Raw genomic sequence first — 16,295 nt, forward strand, 5'->3', positions numbered from 1 at the left:
AGGTGCATTGTGGCTAATTCCAAACTTGATGAAGTCGTCTCCCTCGCCAAGCGTCGAGGCTTCGTATTCCCGGCCGGCGAGATCTATGGCGGCACACGTTCCGCCTGGGACTACGGTCCGCTTGGCGTGGCGCTCAAAGACAACATCAAGCGTGAATGGTGGCGTGCGATGGTCGTCACGCGCCCGGACGTGGTGGGCGTCGACACGTCGATCATCCTGCCGTCCGCCGTGTGGGTGGCCTCGGGCCACGTCTCGGTGTTCAACGACCCGCTCATCGAATGCCTCACATGCCACAAGCGCCACCGCGCCGACAAGCTCGAGGAGTCCTACGCCGAAAAGCACAACGACCAGATGCCGCCGAACGGCCTGAAGGACATCGTGTGCCCCGACTGCGGCACGCGCGGCAACTGGACCGAACCGCGTGACTTCAACATGATGCTGCGCACGCACCTAGGCCCGGTCGAAGACGACAATTCGCTGCACTACCTGCGCCCGGAAACCGCGCAGGGCATCTTCGTCGACTTCAAGAACGTCATGACGAGTTCGCGCTCCAAGCCGCCGTTCGGCATCGCGAACACCGGCAAGAGCTTCCGCAACGAGATCACGCCCGGCAACTTCATCTTCCGCACACGCGAATTCGAACAGATGGAGATGGAGTTCTTCGTCGAACCCGGCACCGACGAGGCATGGCAGCAGTACTGGATCGACGCGCGCACCCAATGGTACCTCGACCTCGGCGTGAAGCCCGAGAACCTGCGCCACTACGAGCATCCGAAGGAGAAGCTCGCCCACTATTCGAAGCGTACCGTGGACATCGAATACCGCTTCGGCTTCCAAGGCTCCGACTGGGGCGAGCTCGAAGGCATCGCGAACCGCACCGACTTCGATCTGGGCGCACACGCCGAGCATTCCGGCGAGGACCTGAGCTACTTCAACCAGGCGACGGGCGAAAAGTACATCCCGTACGTCATCGAACCGGCGGCCGGCCTGTCGCGCTCGCTCATGGCGTTCCTCGTGGACGCCTACGACGTGGACGAGGCGCCGAACACGAAGGGCGGCGTCGACAAGCGCACGGTGCTGCGCCTCGACCCGAGGCTCGCCCCGATGAAGGCCGCCGTGCTGCCGCTGAGCAAGAAGCCCGAACTGCAGTCGATCGCGCAGGACCTGGCCAGTGACCTGCGCCTCAACGACTGGATGATCGACTACGACGAGTCCGGTGCAATCGGCCGCCGTTACCGCCGTCAGGATGAGATCGGCACACCGCTGTGCATCACCGTCGATTTCGACACGCTCGACGACCATGCGGTCACGATCCGCGAACGCGACACGATGCAGCAGGAGCGCGTGGCGCTCACGAACGTGGCCGAATATGTGGCCAAGCGCATCAACGACAAGCGCACGCGCGTGCCGATGAAGCCCGTCGAGATGGGTGGCGAGGCATGGCCCGACAGCGTGCGCATCGCCACCGCCGGCGGCCTGTACTGACCGCACCGGCGCCGCCGCGCGCCATGGCCGCAATTGCCCACGGACGCCCCGCGTGCCGTGGGCAATTGCGATGCCGGAGGCACACGGACGCATACCGCACAGCTTTCAGGAATCTCTCAGGCCGCGTCTGTACGCTGGCTCGCGACCGCTCGAATGGGGATGCATGCACGAAACAGTAGTGAATACAGCCAATGAGACGACGCAACTCGATCCGAGGACGGATAGCGCGCCGTCCCGGCTCGACCATGCGCTCGCGCCGGTGCGTCTCGGTCCGCTGACCGTCGGCACGCCTGTCATGCTCTCGCCGATGGCCGGCGTGACGAACTGGCCGTTCCGCGTATTGTGCGAGGAATATGGGCCCGACGGGCTGTACGTGGCGGAGATGATCACGGCGCGCGCACTGGTGGCGCGCAATCCGAAGGCGTTGCGGCTATGCCGCTTCGCGCCGAGCGAGCATCCGCGCTCGCTGCAGCTGTACGGCGTGAATCCGGCGATTGTGGAACGGGCGGCCCGCATGGTGGTCGACGAATCGATGGCCGATCATGTGGACCTCAACTTCGGCTGCCCTGTGCCGAAGGTCACGCGCAGGGGAGGCGGCTCCGCACTTCCATGGAAGACGGACCTGCTCGAAGAGATCATCCACCGCGTGGTGCGCGTGTGCACACCAGCCGGCATACCGGTGACGGCCAAATTCCGTGTTGGCATTGACCACGACCACGAGACCTTCCTCGAATCCGGCCGTATCGCACAGGGCGAGGGCTGCGCCGCCGTGACGCTGCATGCGCGCACGACGGCCGAATATTACGGCGGCCACTCCGATTGGACGCGCATCGGCGAACTCGTGGAGCATCTGGACATCCCCGTGTTCGGCAATGGCGACATCTGGGGCGCCGACGACGCCGTGGCGATGATCCGCGAGACCGGCTGCGCTGGTGTGGCGATCGGCCGCGGCTGCCAGGGTCGCCCGTGGATCTTCGCCGACATCCGCAATGCCTTTGCAGGCATCGACGCGCGCGTGCGCCCCACGCTCGGTGAGGTCGGCGCCGTCGTGATGCGGCATGCGCGTCTGCTCGTCGAATTCTTCGATGGCGACGAGCGGATGGCGGTGCACGACCTACGCAAACACATCGCGTGGTATCTCAAAGGCTTCCCGGTCGGAGGTTCCGTGCGTGCCGCGTTCATGGGGTGTGAGAGCCTCGCTGAAGTGCAGGGGATCATTGACGGATTGGATCAGGACGCGGTGCTGCCCGACCGCATTGTGGATAAGCCCAGAGGCCGTGTTCGCTTTGCGAAAAAAGTCCATCTTCCCTACGGCTGGCTGGACAGCCGGCGGACCACGCATGCCGAGCGTGAGCAACTGTTTGGAGATGATCCGATGGATGCGGAGTATTGATGCAACGCTCACCGGAATGTCGAAGAAAGACCCATACCAGCACACAACCGCATCTGCTGTATTGCGCAATGGATTGAAAATGGTGAAACCCGTAACATTTATCGACCCGTCTGCGATAGAGTAGAGCAAGATACGTAAATGACAGGAGAATACCGTGAGCGAGATTGCCCAGACTGACAATTTCAACGACAAAACCAATATTAAGGTCGTCGGTGTCGGTGGCGCGGGCGGCAACGCAATCAACCGCATGATCGCAGAGGGGCTGCAGAATGTGGAATTCGTCGCCATCAATACGGATGCGAAGGATCTGCTGCGTTCGGACGCCGACGTCAAGATTTCGCTGAACGACGCCTCGAGCCGTGGCCTCGGCGCCGGCGCCGACCCGGAAAAGGGCGCCAAGGCGGCACAGGACCACCAGTCCGACATCGAAGAGGCCGTCAAGGGCGCCGACATGGTGTTCGTGACCGCCGGTGAGGGCGGTGGCACCGGCACCGGAGCCAGCCCGCTCGTCGCGCGCGCCGCCCGTCAGCAGGGGGCGCTCACGATCGCCGTCGTCACCCGCCCGTTCTCGTTCGAAGGCCCGCAGCGCGCCGCTTCCGCCGCGATGGGCATCGAGAACCTGCGCAAAGAGGTTGACGCGCTCATCATCATCCCGAACGACCGCCTGCTTGAGCTCGCTGACCGTTCGATCGGCATCGTCGAGGCGTTCAAGACGGCGGACACCGCGCTGCTGGCCGGTGTGCAGGGCATTACCGACCTGATCACGATGAACTCCTACATCCATGTGGACTTCTCCGATGTCACGTCGATTCTGCGCGACTCGGGCACCGCCATGTTCGGCATCGGTTCGGCACGGGGAGAGGACCGCGCCACACAGGCCGCCGAGATCGCGATCAGCTCCCCGCTGCTCGAGGAGAGCATTGACGGCGCCAATGGTGTGCTCATCAACATCGCCGCCGGCACCGACCTCAAACTGCAGGAGGCCACGCAGGCCACCGAGCTCATCCGTCGTTCGGCGCACCCGGAAGCGCAGATCATCTGGGGTCTGGCACTCGACGATGCCTACGGCGATGAGATCCGCGTGACCGTGATCGCCGCCGGCTTCGATTCGAAGGGTGAAAAGCCGAAAACGGCCGCCACGCCCTCCAGCCCGTTGACGCACACGCACACCGAAGCCCCGGTGATCAAGCCGGTGAGCAACACCGGCAGCCTGCCGGCCATGGTGACCTCCCCGGCCCCGAACGCCACGCCGATTTTCCAGACAGCGCCCGCGGAACAGCCCACCCAGCCGGTTGTGCCGCAGACCCCCGAAACGCCGGTGTTTGATCCGACCACGGGTCCGGACTATTACGGATCCAACGACCCGGGCGATCTCGATCTTCCGGAATTTCTGCGTTAAAGCACACTGAGACGAAGCGGAAAGGAACACCACAATGCCAGGGTTCATGAAGCGTACGATGTCTTACCTCGGTATGTCAGACGTCGTGCCCGAGGACGAAGACGAGTTCGTCGAGGAAGAAGAGAGCGAATCGTCATTCGATTCGGACCGCTCCGTAACCCCCATCCCGTCCACGGCGCCCGCAACCGCATCCACGAGCCGCAAGACCGCGGCCCCGTTCCAAGGGCGTGTGAGCCGCATCACCACCATCCACCCGAACTCGTATGAGGACGCCCAGATGGTGGGACGCGCATTGCGCGACGGTGTACCGGTCGTGCTGAACCTGACGGGCGTGTCCGAGGCTGTGGCCTACCGCATCGTCGATTTCTCGTCTGGCGTGGTCTTCGGTGTGGCCGGTTCGATTGAACGCGTCACGCCCCGTGTGTTCCTGCTGAGCCCCGCCCGCGTGGACATCGTGGCCGAAGAACCAGAGCAGAGCGCCACGCGCGATTTGTTCTCGGAGTGAACAATGCAGCCGTATCCCGAAGCATGCTCCCAGCCTTACGGTAGGCTGGGAGCATGCTTGCTTCATTGGTCTCTGTTTTGTTTCACATCATTGACTGGCTGATCGAAGCGTACATCACCGTATTGTTTGTCCGGATGATTCTTGATTGGGTGATGGTGCTCGCGCCCCGCTGGCACCCGAGTGGCATTGTTGCTTCGCTGGTACGCATTGTGTATCAGCTCACCGAACCGCCATTGCGTTGGCTCCGTAGATACGTCAAACCCATCCCGATGGGACCGATCTATTTCGACACCAGTTTTTTGGTGCTATATTTCGTGCTGATTATACTACGGGTGTTGATCTGACAGGAATCTCGGCAAAGAATATAGTGCGGAAACGCTGTTATCGCAGGTTTCGTGATAGCATCTGACATTAAGACTAACTTAGCCGGGCGCAAGCCCAAAGCGAGGTGGAAGATATATGGCTCTTTTGACGCCTAAGGATATTCGGGAACACACCTTTCAGACGGTGCGTTTCAAGGAAGGGTATGACGTTGACGAGGTAGACGATTTCCTCGATCAGGTCACCGAAACCGTTGAGGCTTTGGGTAAGCAGGCCGTTTCCGGCGGTCAGTCCACACAGGCCCTTGGACCAGATGTCTCAGCCCTCAATACCAAGATCTCTGAGCTGACCGCACAGGTGCAGTCGCTTTCCCAAGAGAACCAGGCGCTCAAGGCCGCCGCTGCACAGGGGCAGGGCGAACAGGCGCAGGCGCAGATCGCCCAGGCGAATCAGGCCGCTCAGGCCGCGCAGGGCAAGCTCGCGGAAACCGAAGAGAACAACCGAGCCCTCGCCGCACAGAACGAACAACTCAAGTCGCAGGTCGAACGCCTGTCCGCGCAGATCGACCAGCTCACCGCCCAGGCCGCGCAAGACGCGAACCAGCCGGATCTGGCCGCCGAACTCAACTCGGTGCGTCAGGAGCGCGACCAGTTCCGCGCCGACACCGAGAACCTGCGCCGCGAGCTGAGCTCCGCGCACGAGCAGACCGTGCGCGCCCAGCAGCTTGACGCACAGGTCAAGGAATTGGGCAAGCAGCTCGAAGAATCCAAGCAGCGCGAAGAGCAGCTGCGCAACCAAGTGGCCAAGGTCGAGCCCGACACCGAGACCGGCAGCCTGCAGAAGATCAAGAGTGCCGCCGCCGCGGCCAACAGCGAGCCCGAGCGCGCCACCGCGATGCTCACGCTCGCCATGCAGCTGCACGACCAGTATGTCGACAAGGGCAAGGCCACTGCGAAGGAAATCACCGAGCAGAGCCAGCGCAAGTACGCCGAGACGATCGAGAAGGCGAACGAGTATTCGAGCCGTACGCGTACCGAAGCCGACGAATACAAGCAGCGTACGCACGAAGACGCCGACGCCTACAGCAAGCACACGCGCGAAGACGCCGACAACTACAGCAAGAGCGTGCATGACCAGGCCGACGCGTACAGCGAGAAGACGCGTCAGGAAGCTGACGCCTACAGCGACAAGACCCGCGAAGACGCCGACACCTACATGCAGAACAAGCACGCCGAAGCCGACCAGTATGTGGCCGACAAGACGACCGAAGCTAACAACTACGCCGAAACGAAGACGAACGAGGCCAACACCTACGCGGATTCCAAGGCGCATGAGGCCGACCAGTACGCCAAGCAGAAGCAGCAGGAAGGCGACTCCTACGCCCAGCAGAAGAAAGACGAGGCCGACCAGTATGTGGCCGACCGCCATCAGGAGATGGAGAAGTTCGAAGCGGACGTCAAGGGCCGTGCCGACGACTACAGCCAAACGACCCGCTCCGCGGCCGACGACTACGCCAATCAGGTGCGCGCCAACCTCGAGAACCAGTCCAAGGTCATCGAGGGCAACATCCAGGGCCTCAAGCAGTTCGAGACCGAGTACCGTGCGCGTCTGACCGAGTTCCTCACCCAGCTGCAGGCGCAGGTCTCCGACACGAACAACTACAATTCCCTCGAAAACAACTGAGACGGATTGTGACTGAACACATTCAGCGGCAAAGACGGCCACGCACACGCGCGGCCGTCTTTGCGTGTATCACCGTAGTGGCACTGGTGGCCGACCAGCTCACCAAGTACCTCGCCCAAACGTATCTGGCCGGACACCGTTCGATCAGTGTGATCCCCAACATGCTCTCCTTGACGCTTGTGCACAATCCCGGCGCGTCGCTGGGCATGGGGTCGAACATGACATGGCTCATCGCCCTGTTGGCGATTGTGGCGTGCATCGCGCTCGTGCTGCTCGCGTCGAAAACCGATTCGATGCTGTGGACGGTATGGTTCGCCTTGGCGTTCGCCGGCGCGTTTGGCAATCTGATCGACCGCTTTGCCTATGCGGACGGGTTCCTCAACGGCAAAGTCGTGGACTTCCTCGATTACGGCTGGTCCATAGGTAATGTGGCCGACATCTTCCTGATGGTCGCCGGGGTGGGCATTGTGGTCACGATCCTGTGCAATGTGCCGTTCCGGTCCACTGACACCACCGAGGATGGCGCCACCGGCGAAAGCGAGTAGGCATGGGCACAATCATTCCCGCACCTGATGCGTTGATTGGCCGGCGGTTCGACGTGGCCGTGGCCAAGATGATGGGGATTTCGCGTGCCAAGGCGTCCGACCTCATCGAGACAGGCCAAGCCACGATTGTTGGGCGCACAACCAGTAAATCCGACATCCTGCAGTTGGGCGACCTCGTGGAGATCACCCTCAGGGAACGCGAGGAGCGGCCCGAACCAGTGGCCACCGATATGGCGATCGCCTATGAGGACGACGACGTGGTCGTCGTCGACAAACCGGTCGGCGTGGCAGCCCACGCCTCCGTGGGGTGGACAGGACCCACCGTGCTGGGGTCGCTGCTCGACCGCGGCGTGCATATCACGAGCCTCGGCGCGCCGGGCCGCCAAGGCATCGTCTCACGACTCGATGTGGGTACATCGGGCCTCATGCTCGTGTGCAAGTCAGATCTGGCCTACACCGAGATGCGCCGCCAGTTCGCCGAACATGAGGTGGTGAAGACCTACCATGCCTTGGCGCAGGGCAACCTCAAAGAGAACAAGGCCACCATCGACGCGCCGATCGGCCGCGCCAAGGTCTCCGATTTCCGGTTCTGCGTGACGCCAGCGGGCAAAGACGCGGTGACGCATTGGGATGTCATGGAGCGCTTCGGTGAGGCGACACTCGCTTCGGTCAATCTCGAGACCGGTCGTACGCACCAGATCCGTGTGCATTTCTCGTCGATCGGGCACCCGCTTGTGGGTGACGCGATGTACGGGGCGAATCCCCGGCTCAGTGAGGAACTGGGGCTGGAGCGCCAATGGCTGCACGCGATGCAGCTCGAGTTCCGGCACCCGCGCACGCATGTCACCACGGTCGTCACCTCGCACTATCCGGCGGACCTGCAGCATGCGCTTGACATGATGCGCGCGCATCACGCAGATCACTCCACGCCGTCCACGCCACAATAGTGCAGATGGTGAATCCGACAGTGGCACCCGCGGCGAGCATCCCAATCGGCAAGAGGCCGAACATCACCAGGATCATCGCGGGGCTCGTGTGCCCCGCGAACAGCGACTGAACGCCGAGCGCGAACAGCACGACCGTCACAATCACGGTGATGAGACATGCCACGGCGCCGATCGCGCAGCCACGCGCGCGTGCGCGCAAGGTGGCCGGGTCCCGTGCGGTCCGGGCGTGCACCGTGGCGAAGTGGGGCGTCATCTGCATGGGCTGGGGGTATGGCGCCGGTGGTGTGTACGGCTGGGGAGCGGGTCCGGGCGCCGGCCGGTTGGTCTGTGTCGTGTGTTCCATACGCCCACGCTAGCGGAGCGCCTTGCACGGTGCAAACCGTGCGCGGGCATGTGCATGGACGGCCCGAACGGCGTGTCGCCACGCCACGCGCCGCACCATGCGCATGGCGCGCAGCCGGTGCCGCGGACCCTTGCGCACCGTCATGCGAAACGGGTAGATTTGAACCTTATGGCTCAATCCGCAAACTTTGTTCAGCTGCACAACCACACGCATTATTCGCTGCTTGACGGCGCTTCGAAGATCCCGGATTTGGTCAGGTGCGCCAAGGACCTGGGCATGCCGGCGGTCGGCATCGCGGACCATGGCAACATGCATGGCGCGTATGAGCTGTGGAGCGAGGCGGTCAAGCAGGGCGTCAAGCCGGTCATCGGCATCGAGGCGTATGTGACGCCGGAGACGGCGCGTGGTGACAAGTCGCGTGTGCACTGGGGCACCGAGGCGCAGAGAAGCGATGACGTGTCGGGTGGTGGCCTCTATACCCATCTGACATTGTGGGCGGAGAGTGACGAGGGTCTGGTCAACCTGACGAAGGCGTCGTCGGTGGCCAACCTCGAGGGCCGTGTGATGCGCTATCCGCGCATGGACAAGGACGTGCTCGCCACGTACAGCAAGGGTGTGATCTGCGGGTCGGGCTGCCCGTCGGGGATCGTGCAGACGCGGCTGCGTCTGGGCCAGTTCGATGAGGCGCTGCGCGCCGCCGGCGAACTGCAGGACATCTACGGCAAGGAGAACTTCTACATCGAACTGATGGACCATGGGCTCGAGATCGAGCGCCGCGTGACGAACGACCTGCTCGACATCGCCAAACGGCTCGGCGCGCCCCTGCTCGCCACGAACGACTCGCACTACGTGCACAAGGAGGACGCCGGCGCGCAGGATGCGATGTTGTGCATTAATTCGGGGTCCAAGCTTGATGAGCCGGGGCGGTTCAAGTTCGATGGCGAGGGCTATTACATGCGGTCGGCCGAGGAGATGCGGGAGTTGTTCCGGGACCTGCCCGAGGCGTGCGACAACACGTTGGAGGTGGCGGAGCGGTGCAATGTGATGTTCGACGACCATGAGGACGGCGCGTTCATGCCGCAGTTCCCGTGCCCCGAGGGCTGGGACGAGACGTCGCTGTTCTTGCGGAAGGTCGAGGAGGGTCTGGAGAAGCGGTATGGGGGCGAGGTGCCGGAGCGTGTGCTCGGGCAGGCGGATTATGAGTGCGGTGTGATCTGCCAGATGCAGTTCCCGGGTTACTTCCTGGTGGTGGCGGATTACATCCAGTGGGCCAAGGACCATGGGATCATGGTCGGCCCCGGGCGTGGTTCGGCGGCGGGTTCGATGGTCGCGTACGCGATGGGCATCACGGAGCTCGACCCGTTGGAGCATGGCCTGATCTTCGAGCGGTTCCTCAACCCCGAGCGTGTGAGCCTGCCGGACATCGATGTGGATTTCGACCCGGAGGGCCGGTTGGAGGTCATCGACTACTGCCGTGAGAAGTACGGGCATGACAAGGTCGCGCAGTGCGTGATCTACGGCACGATCAAGACCAAGCAGGCGCTCAAGGACTCGGCGCGCATCATGGGCTACGAGTTCGCGATGGGCGAGAAGGTCACCAAGGCGTTGCCACCGGCCGCCACCGGCGGCAAGGACGTGCCGCTGCACGACATCTTCGACCCGAAGGCCAAGCGCTACGCCGAGGCGCGTGAGTTCCGCGAGCTGTACGAGTCGGACCCGGACGCCAAGCGTATCACCGATGAGGCGATGGGCATCGAGGGCCTGATCCGCCAGACGGGTGTGCATGCGTGTGCCACGATCATGGGCTCGGAGCCCATCACGGACACGTCGCCCCTGTTGGAGCGCACGGACGGGACGATCACGACGACGTTCGAGTACCATACGTGCGAGACGCTGGGCCTGGTGAAGATGGACTTCCTGGGGCTGTCCAACTTGACGGTGATCGGCGACACGTTGAAGAACATCGCCGCCAACGGCAAGGAGCCGATCGACTACACGAAGATCCCGCTCGACGACAGGGAGACGTACGAGCTGCTGTCGCGCGGCGACACGCTGGGCGTGTTCCAGCTGGATTCGGACGGCATGCGCGCCCTGCTCAAGAGCCTCAAGCCGGACAACTTCAACGACATCTCCGCGCTGATCGCCCTGTACCGTCCAGGCCCGATGGATATGGACTCGCACAACAACTACGCCAAACGCAAGAACGGCCTGCAACAGATCACGCCGATCCACCCCGAGGTGGCCGAACCGCTCAAGGAGGTGCTCGACGAGACCTACGGCCTGATCGTGTACCAGGAGCAGGTGCAGTCCGCCGCGCGCATCCTGGCGGGCTATTCGCTGGGCAAGGCCGACGTGCTGCGCCGCGCGATGGGCAAGAAGAAGCCCGAGGTGCTGGCCCGCGAGCAGGTCCCGTTCTTCGCGGGCATGAAGGAGCACGGGTATTCGCAGGAGGCCGCGCAGGCGGTGTGGGACATCCTCGTGCCGTTCTCCGGCTACGCGTTCAACAAGGCGCATTCGGCCGCCTACGGGCTGATCTCGTACTGGACCGCGTATTTGAAGGCGCACTACCCGGTCGAGTTCATGGCCGCCCTGCTGCAGGGCGCGGCGAGCAACAAGGACAAGACCGCGCTCTACCTGGGCGAGGCGCGGCGCATGGGCATCAAGGTCCTGTCCCCGGACGTCAACGAATCCGTCTACGCGTACTCCGCCGTCGGCGACGTCGTGCGCTTCGGCCTCGGCGCCATCAGAAACGTCGGCGAGCAGGCGGTGAACGACATCATTGAGGAACGCAACGGCAAGCGCGGCAAATACGTCAACTTCCTCGATTTCGTGCGCCGTGTGCCGCTCAACGCGCTCAACAGGCGGCTCGTGGAATCGCTGATCAAGGCCGGCGCCTTCGATTCGATCGACCCGAACCGCCGCGCCCTGTTCACCGTGCACGAGGCTGCGATCGAATCGGTCGTGGATCTCAAGCGCAAGCAGGCGGCCGGCCAGTTCGACCTGTTCGCCGATGTGGACGGCGACGGCGAGGACGAGGACGCGATGGGCGACGCCTCGATCAGCGTGCCCGACGTGGAGGAGTGGGACAAGAAGACCAAGCTCAACTTCGAACGCGAGATGCTGGGCCTGTATGTGTCCGACCACCCGCTTTCGGGCATGCAGTCCGTGCTCGCGAATCTGCGCGAGATGTCCATCGCGCAGTTCATCGACCGCGCAGACCGTCTGCCTGAGCGCACACAGGTCGTGCTCGCCGGGCTGATCACCAATGTGGACCGCCGCATGTCGAAGAAGGGCAATCCGTGGGCGATCGTGACAATCGAAGACATGGAAAGCTCGATCCAGTGCATGATGTTCGGCAAGGTGTACGAGGCGGCGGCGGCCGATTTGGCCGTGGACACCGTGGTGCAGATGCGCGGCACGCCCGAAGTGCGCGACGAGACGGTGAGCATGCGCGCCACCGAGATGCAGGTGCCTTCGCTCGAGGCGGAGGACGAGCGGCCGGTGATCGTGGCGCTGCCGTTGCATGCGCTGCAACGCGACCGCCTCGAGCAGCTCGGCTCGATCCTGTCGAACCATCCGGGCTATTGCGAGGTCAAGCTCGCCGTCTTCGACGACAACGGCAACGCGCGCGTCCTGACGATGGGCGACCGGTTCCGCGTCACACGCGACACGAGCCTGTTCGCGGACATCAAGGTCGTGTTCGGGCCGAACGCATTGCTCGGTGCATGACGGCAAGGGCTCGGGTAGCCACATCGTGAGATGCGGCGGCGCGTGAATCATGCTCGTGACAGGCCATTGTTACGATAGTGCGGTATGAGTGCTGAAAACTACATGCGCATCATTGACCTGCGCGGAAAAACCCTGACCCGTGCCGAAATGCTCGCCGCGATGCCGCGCGCCAAGATGGGCACCGACGAAGCCACCGAACTGGTGCAGCCGATCCTCGACAACGTGAAGCGCAATGGTGCCAAGGCGTTGCGCGAGTACGCCGAGCGGTTCGACCACGTGGTGCCGAAGAAGCTGCGCGTGCCGGCCGACGTGATGGACGCCGCGGTGGCGCAGCTCGACCCCGAGGTGCGCGCCGCGATCGAGGAGTCGATCCGCCGCGCCCGCGCCGTCGCACAGAACCAGGTTCCCGAGGACTTCCACACCGACTTGGCCGAAGGCGCGCGCGTGTCCGAGCGCTGGATTCCGGTGCAGCGCGTGGGCCTGTATGTGCCCGGGGGCAAGGCCGTCTACCCGAGCTCGGTCATCATGAACGCCGTGCCGGCGCAGGCGGCGGGTGTCGAATCGCTCGCGATCGCCACGCCGCCGAACCGCAACGACCCGGATGGTTGGCCGAACAAGACGATCCTCGCCACATGCGCGATGCTCGGCGTCGATGAGGTGTACGCCGTCGGTGGCGCCCAGGCGATCGCGATGTTCGCATACGGCGCGACAGACATGGACGACCCCACGAACCCGGTGCTGTGCGAACCAGTCGACAAGATCACCGGCCCGGGCAACATCTTCGTCGCCACGGCGAAACGCCTCGTCTCGGGCATCGTCGGCATCGACGCCGTCGCCGGCCCGACCGAGATCGCGATCATCGCCGACAAGGGCGCAAACCCGGAGTTCGTGGCGGCCGACCTGATTGGACAGGCCGAGCACGACGAGCTCGCCGGTTCGGTGCTCATCACCGACAGCCCCGAGCTCGCCGACGCCGTGCAGGCGAGCCTGCTCAAGCGCGTGCCGCGCACCGAGCACGCCGAGCGCGTCGCGACATCGCTGCGTGGCCAGCAGTCGGGCATCATCCTCACCGATTCGACCGCCCAGTCAATCGACGCCGCCAACGCGTACGCGGCGGAACACCTCGAGGTGCAGACCGCTGACCCTGATGCGGTGATCGCCAGGATCCGCAACGCCGGCGCCATCTTCCGCGGCCCGTATTCGCCGGTGCCGCTCGGCGACTACATGTCCGGGTCGAACCACGTGCTGCCCACCTCGGGCACCGCGCGCTTCGCCGCCGGCCTTGGCGTGCACACGTTCATGAAGCCGGTCGAAGTGATCGAATACGACGAGCAGGGACTCAAGGAGCTCGCGTCGCGCGTCAACGCGTTCGCCGTCTCCGAAGACCTACCCGCGCACGGCGAAAGCGTGCTGACGCGCTTCGTGGCCGACCCATACGACAAAGAGACGCTCACGAGCCAGGAAGAGGAGGCAGGCCTTCGATGAACGAAGGGATGATTCCCGCGGATCTGCCATTGCGCAATGACCTGATCGGCGAGGAGCCGTATGGCGCCCCGCAGATCGATGTGCCCGTATGCCTCAATGTGAACGAGAACCCCTACCCGCCAAGCCATGCGGTCGTGCGCAGCATCGAAAAACGCATCCGTGAGGTGGCGCCCACACTCAACCGCTACCCGGACCGTGAGCATATGGAACTGCGCCAGGCCTTCGTGGACTATCTGGCACGGGAATCCCAGGCCTCGCTCACGACCGACCAGGTGTGGGGCGCGAATGGGTCCAACGAGATCATGCTCCAGCTGTTCCAGGCCTTCGGCGGCCCGGGGCGCACGGCGCTCGGCTGCGACCCCACGTATTCGATGTACCCGGAGTATGCGCGCGACACGTTCACCCAGTGGCACACGGCCCCGCGCAACGCCGACTTCACCCTCGACGTGGACCGCACGATCGAGGCGATCCGCGCGATCAAGCCGTCCATCGTCATGCTCACGAGCCCGAACAACCCCACCGGCACGGCGCTGCCGATGACCGACCTGAAGCGGATCCTCGACTTCTGCCAGAACGCGAGCGTCGCGGGCGCCGCGCCCGGCGTGCACCCGATCGTCGTCGTCGACGAGGCGTACATCGAGTTCCGCGACCCGGGCACGCCGTCGGCCACAACGCTCGTCAATACGTACGCGAACCTCGCGGTGAGCCGCACGATGAGCAAGGCATTCGCGTTCGCCGGCGCGCGCGTGGGGTACATCGCGGCGAGCGCGGGCATCATCAACTGCCTGCGCATCGTGCGCATGCCCTACCATCTTTCGGCGGTCACGCAGGCGGCGGCGCTCGCCGCGTTCGACCACACCGACGACCAGCTCGCGCAGGTCGGCCATCTGCGGGAGCTGCGCGAGCGGACCGCGCAGTGGCTCAGGGAGCAGACGTACAAGGGCGAGCCGCTCGAAGTGGCGCCGTCACAGTCGAATTTCCTCATGTTCGGCGGGCATTTCGACGACCGCGGCATGATCTTCGACGAGATGCTGCGCCGTGGCGTGCTCATCCGCGTGGTGGGGCCGGACGGCTGGCTGCGCGTGTGCATGGGCACCGACGACGAGATGGCACGGTTCCGCGAGGCGCTCACCGCATCGATGCGCGCCGTCGAGGAACAGACGAACCAAGCGAACCAGCAGTAAGGAGCGAGCATGGCACGCACGGCCACGATCACGCGGCAGACAAGCGAATCCACGATTGAACTCAGTCTCGACCTCGATGGCACGGGCAAGACTGATATCCAGACGTCGGTGCCGTTCTACAACCATATGATGACGGCGTTGGGCAAGCATTCGCTCATCGACCTGACGATCCGCGCCACCGGCGACACCGACATCGACGCGCACCATACGGTGGAGGACACGGCGATCGTGTTCGGCGAGGCGCTCAAGCAGGCGCTCGGCGACAAACGCGGCATCCGCCGCTTCGCCGACGCCACGGTGCCGCTCGACGAGGCGCTCGCCAAGGCGGTCGTGGATGTGTCGGGCCGGCCGTACTGCGTGTGCACGGGGGAGCCGGAAGGCTTCCAGTACGCGATGATCGGCGGGCATTTCACCGGCTCGCTCGTGCGCCATGTCATGGAGTCGATCGCGTTCCATGCCGACATCTGCCTGCATCTGCACCTCATCGCGGGCCGTGACCCGCACCATATCGCCGAAGCCGAGTTCAAGGCGCTCGCGCGCGCGTTGCGGTTCGCGATCGAGCCCGACCCGCGTGTCGACGGCATTCCGAGCACGAAGGGCGCGTTGTGATGGCGGACGAACCTGACGAGCCCGAACGGCAGGGCAACGACGGCGGGCATTTCGACGACGCCGAACTGGAGGCGATGCTCGAGAACTTCGAAGAGGAGTTCCACGAGGGCGAAGGCGGGTCCGGCGCCAGCGAGCCGTCCGATGCCGAAGGCGACGGGCCGTCGTTCGAAGACGAGCTCGAAGGGCTGCTGGGAGACAAGGCGAAGGCGGCGTTCATCTGCACACGGCTCAACTCGGCGGAGCTGCTGGCCGCATTCTGCCAGATTTCCGATATCTCCGCCGAGTGCATCGGCTCGGAACAAGGCGCCGTGGCCGTGCTGCACAACCTCGACGGCGATGGCCCGGAGGCCGCGGTGAAGGACCTGACGAAGGTCGTGGGAGGCCTGTCCGGGTTGCTCGTGGTCAACCGCGCCGACAAGGTGGAGGCGACGGTGTATTACAACGGGCAGGCCGGAGAGCAACTGCCGCCGCCTTTCGTGTTCCCCTCGCTCGCCCCGTTCGTCGAAGACGTGATGCTGGGCATCTCGACGGTGCAGGACGTGCTCGCCCAATCCGACGACGTCGTCTCGTCGGATGCCATGGGCCAGACCCGCGCCTACGGGATCATCGCGAAACACACGCACATGGGCAACGGGCAATCGTCGATCGAATGACCGCGCTTGCAGCG

13 protein-coding genes are annotated in these 16,295 nt (G+C 64.1%); all 13 read left to right on the forward strand.

From position 1 onward, the window contains the following. The first annotated feature begins 9 nt into the window (after nt 1-9). Complete coding sequence (locus OU02_RS02435) at nt 10-1,485, forward strand: glycine--tRNA ligase (protein WP_033488623.1); 1,476 nt, start codon at nt 10-12, stop codon at nt 1,483-1,485. Nucleotides 1,486-1,648: 163 nt separating this feature from the next. Then, the gene (gene dusB / locus OU02_RS02440; protein WP_080720496.1) at nt 1,649-2,878 is read left to right on the forward strand and encodes a tRNA dihydrouridine synthase DusB; all 1,230 of its coding nucleotides are present in this window, start codon (nt 1,649-1,651) and stop codon (nt 2,876-2,878) included. Nucleotides 2,879-3,032: 154 nt separating this feature from the next. After that, nucleotides 3,033-4,277, forward strand: a complete 1,245-nt coding sequence (gene ftsZ, locus OU02_RS02445; RefSeq protein ID WP_033488624.1) for a cell division protein FtsZ — start codon at nt 3,033-3,035, stop codon at nt 4,275-4,277. Nucleotides 4,278-4,311: 34 nt separating this feature from the next. Then, the gene (locus OU02_RS02450; protein ID WP_033488625.1) at nt 4,312-4,782 is read left to right on the forward strand and encodes a cell division protein SepF; all 471 of its coding nucleotides are present in this window, start codon (nt 4,312-4,314) and stop codon (nt 4,780-4,782) included. Between the two features lie 53 nt (nt 4,783-4,835). Next, nucleotides 4,836-5,126 (forward strand): YggT family protein, encoded by a 291-nt coding sequence (locus tag OU02_RS02455; protein WP_033488626.1) that lies wholly within the window; start codon nt 4,836-4,838, stop codon nt 5,124-5,126. Nucleotides 5,127-5,241: 115 nt separating this feature from the next. Next, complete coding sequence (locus tag OU02_RS02460; protein WP_033488627.1) at nt 5,242-6,786, forward strand: DivIVA domain-containing protein; 1,545 nt, start codon at nt 5,242-5,244, stop codon at nt 6,784-6,786. A 20-nt stretch (nt 6,787-6,806) separates the two neighbouring features. Next, a complete protein-coding gene (locus OU02_RS02465) occupies nt 6,807-7,331 on the forward strand; it encodes a signal peptidase II (RefSeq protein WP_033488884.1) in 525 nt (174 codons plus the stop codon). A 2-nt stretch (nt 7,332-7,333) separates the two neighbouring features. Beyond that, nucleotides 7,334-8,278 (forward strand): RluA family pseudouridine synthase, encoded by a 945-nt coding sequence (locus OU02_RS02470; protein ID WP_033488628.1) that lies wholly within the window; start codon nt 7,334-7,336, stop codon nt 8,276-8,278. A gap of 511 nt (nt 8,279-8,789) precedes the next feature. Further along, nucleotides 8,790-12,350 (forward strand): DNA polymerase III subunit alpha, encoded by a 3,561-nt coding sequence (gene dnaE, locus OU02_RS02475; protein ID WP_033488629.1) that lies wholly within the window; start codon nt 8,790-8,792, stop codon nt 12,348-12,350. Between the two features lie 102 nt (nt 12,351-12,452). Next, nucleotides 12,453-13,835 (forward strand): histidinol dehydrogenase, encoded by a 1,383-nt coding sequence (hisD, locus tag OU02_RS02480; protein ID WP_180326993.1) that lies wholly within the window; start codon nt 12,453-12,455, stop codon nt 13,833-13,835. Further along, a complete protein-coding gene (locus OU02_RS02485; RefSeq protein WP_033488631.1) occupies nt 13,832-15,019 on the forward strand; it encodes a histidinol-phosphate transaminase in 1,188 nt (395 codons plus the stop codon). The genes hisD and OU02_RS02485 overlap by 4 nt, the downstream gene beginning before the upstream one ends. Nucleotides 15,020-15,028: 9 nt before the next feature. Then, the gene (gene hisB, locus OU02_RS02490) at nt 15,029-15,628 is read left to right on the forward strand and encodes an imidazoleglycerol-phosphate dehydratase HisB (RefSeq protein WP_033488632.1); all 600 of its coding nucleotides are present in this window, start codon (nt 15,029-15,031) and stop codon (nt 15,626-15,628) included. Then, nucleotides 15,628-16,281: a hypothetical protein gene (locus OU02_RS02495; protein WP_033488633.1), complete on the forward strand. Its 654-nt coding sequence runs from the start codon at nt 15,628-15,630 to the stop codon at nt 16,279-16,281. Before hisB ends, OU02_RS02495 begins: the two co-directional genes overlap by 1 nt. Nucleotides 16,282-16,295 lie beyond the last annotated feature (14 nt).

Origin of the sequence: Bifidobacterium pseudolongum subsp. pseudolongum DSM 20099 (assembly GCF_000771225.1) — a bacterium.
Taxonomy (GTDB): domain Bacteria; phylum Actinomycetota; class Actinomycetes; order Actinomycetales; family Bifidobacteriaceae; genus Bifidobacterium; species Bifidobacterium pseudolongum.

What these genes read in the sequence shown, in the direction of transcription:
- OU02_RS02470 (WP_033488628.1), top strand. Translation starts at nt 7,334, where the DNA reads ATGGGCACAATCATTCCCGCACCTGATGCGTTGATTGGCCGGCGGTTC.
- dusB (WP_080720496.1), top strand. Translation starts at nt 1,649, where the DNA reads ATGCACGAAACAGTAGTGAATACAGCCAATGAGACGACGCAACTCGAT.
- hisD (WP_180326993.1), top strand. Translation starts at nt 12,453, where the DNA reads ATGCGCATCATTGACCTGCGCGGAAAAACCCTGACCCGTGCCGAAATG.
- dnaE (WP_033488629.1), top strand. Translation starts at nt 8,790, where the DNA reads ATGGCTCAATCCGCAAACTTTGTTCAGCTGCACAACCACACGCATTAT.
- OU02_RS02485 (WP_033488631.1), top strand. Translation starts at nt 13,832, where the DNA reads ATGAACGAAGGGATGATTCCCGCGGATCTGCCATTGCGCAATGACCTG.
- OU02_RS02455 (WP_033488626.1), top strand. Translation starts at nt 4,836, where the DNA reads ATGCTTGCTTCATTGGTCTCTGTTTTGTTTCACATCATTGACTGGCTG.
- OU02_RS02450 (WP_033488625.1), top strand. Translation starts at nt 4,312, where the DNA reads ATGCCAGGGTTCATGAAGCGTACGATGTCTTACCTCGGTATGTCAGAC.
- hisB (WP_033488632.1), top strand. Translation starts at nt 15,029, where the DNA reads ATGGCACGCACGGCCACGATCACGCGGCAGACAAGCGAATCCACGATT.
- OU02_RS02460 (WP_033488627.1), top strand. Translation starts at nt 5,242, where the DNA reads ATGGCTCTTTTGACGCCTAAGGATATTCGGGAACACACCTTTCAGACG.
- OU02_RS02495 (WP_033488633.1), top strand. Translation starts at nt 15,628, where the DNA reads ATGGCGGACGAACCTGACGAGCCCGAACGGCAGGGCAACGACGGCGGG.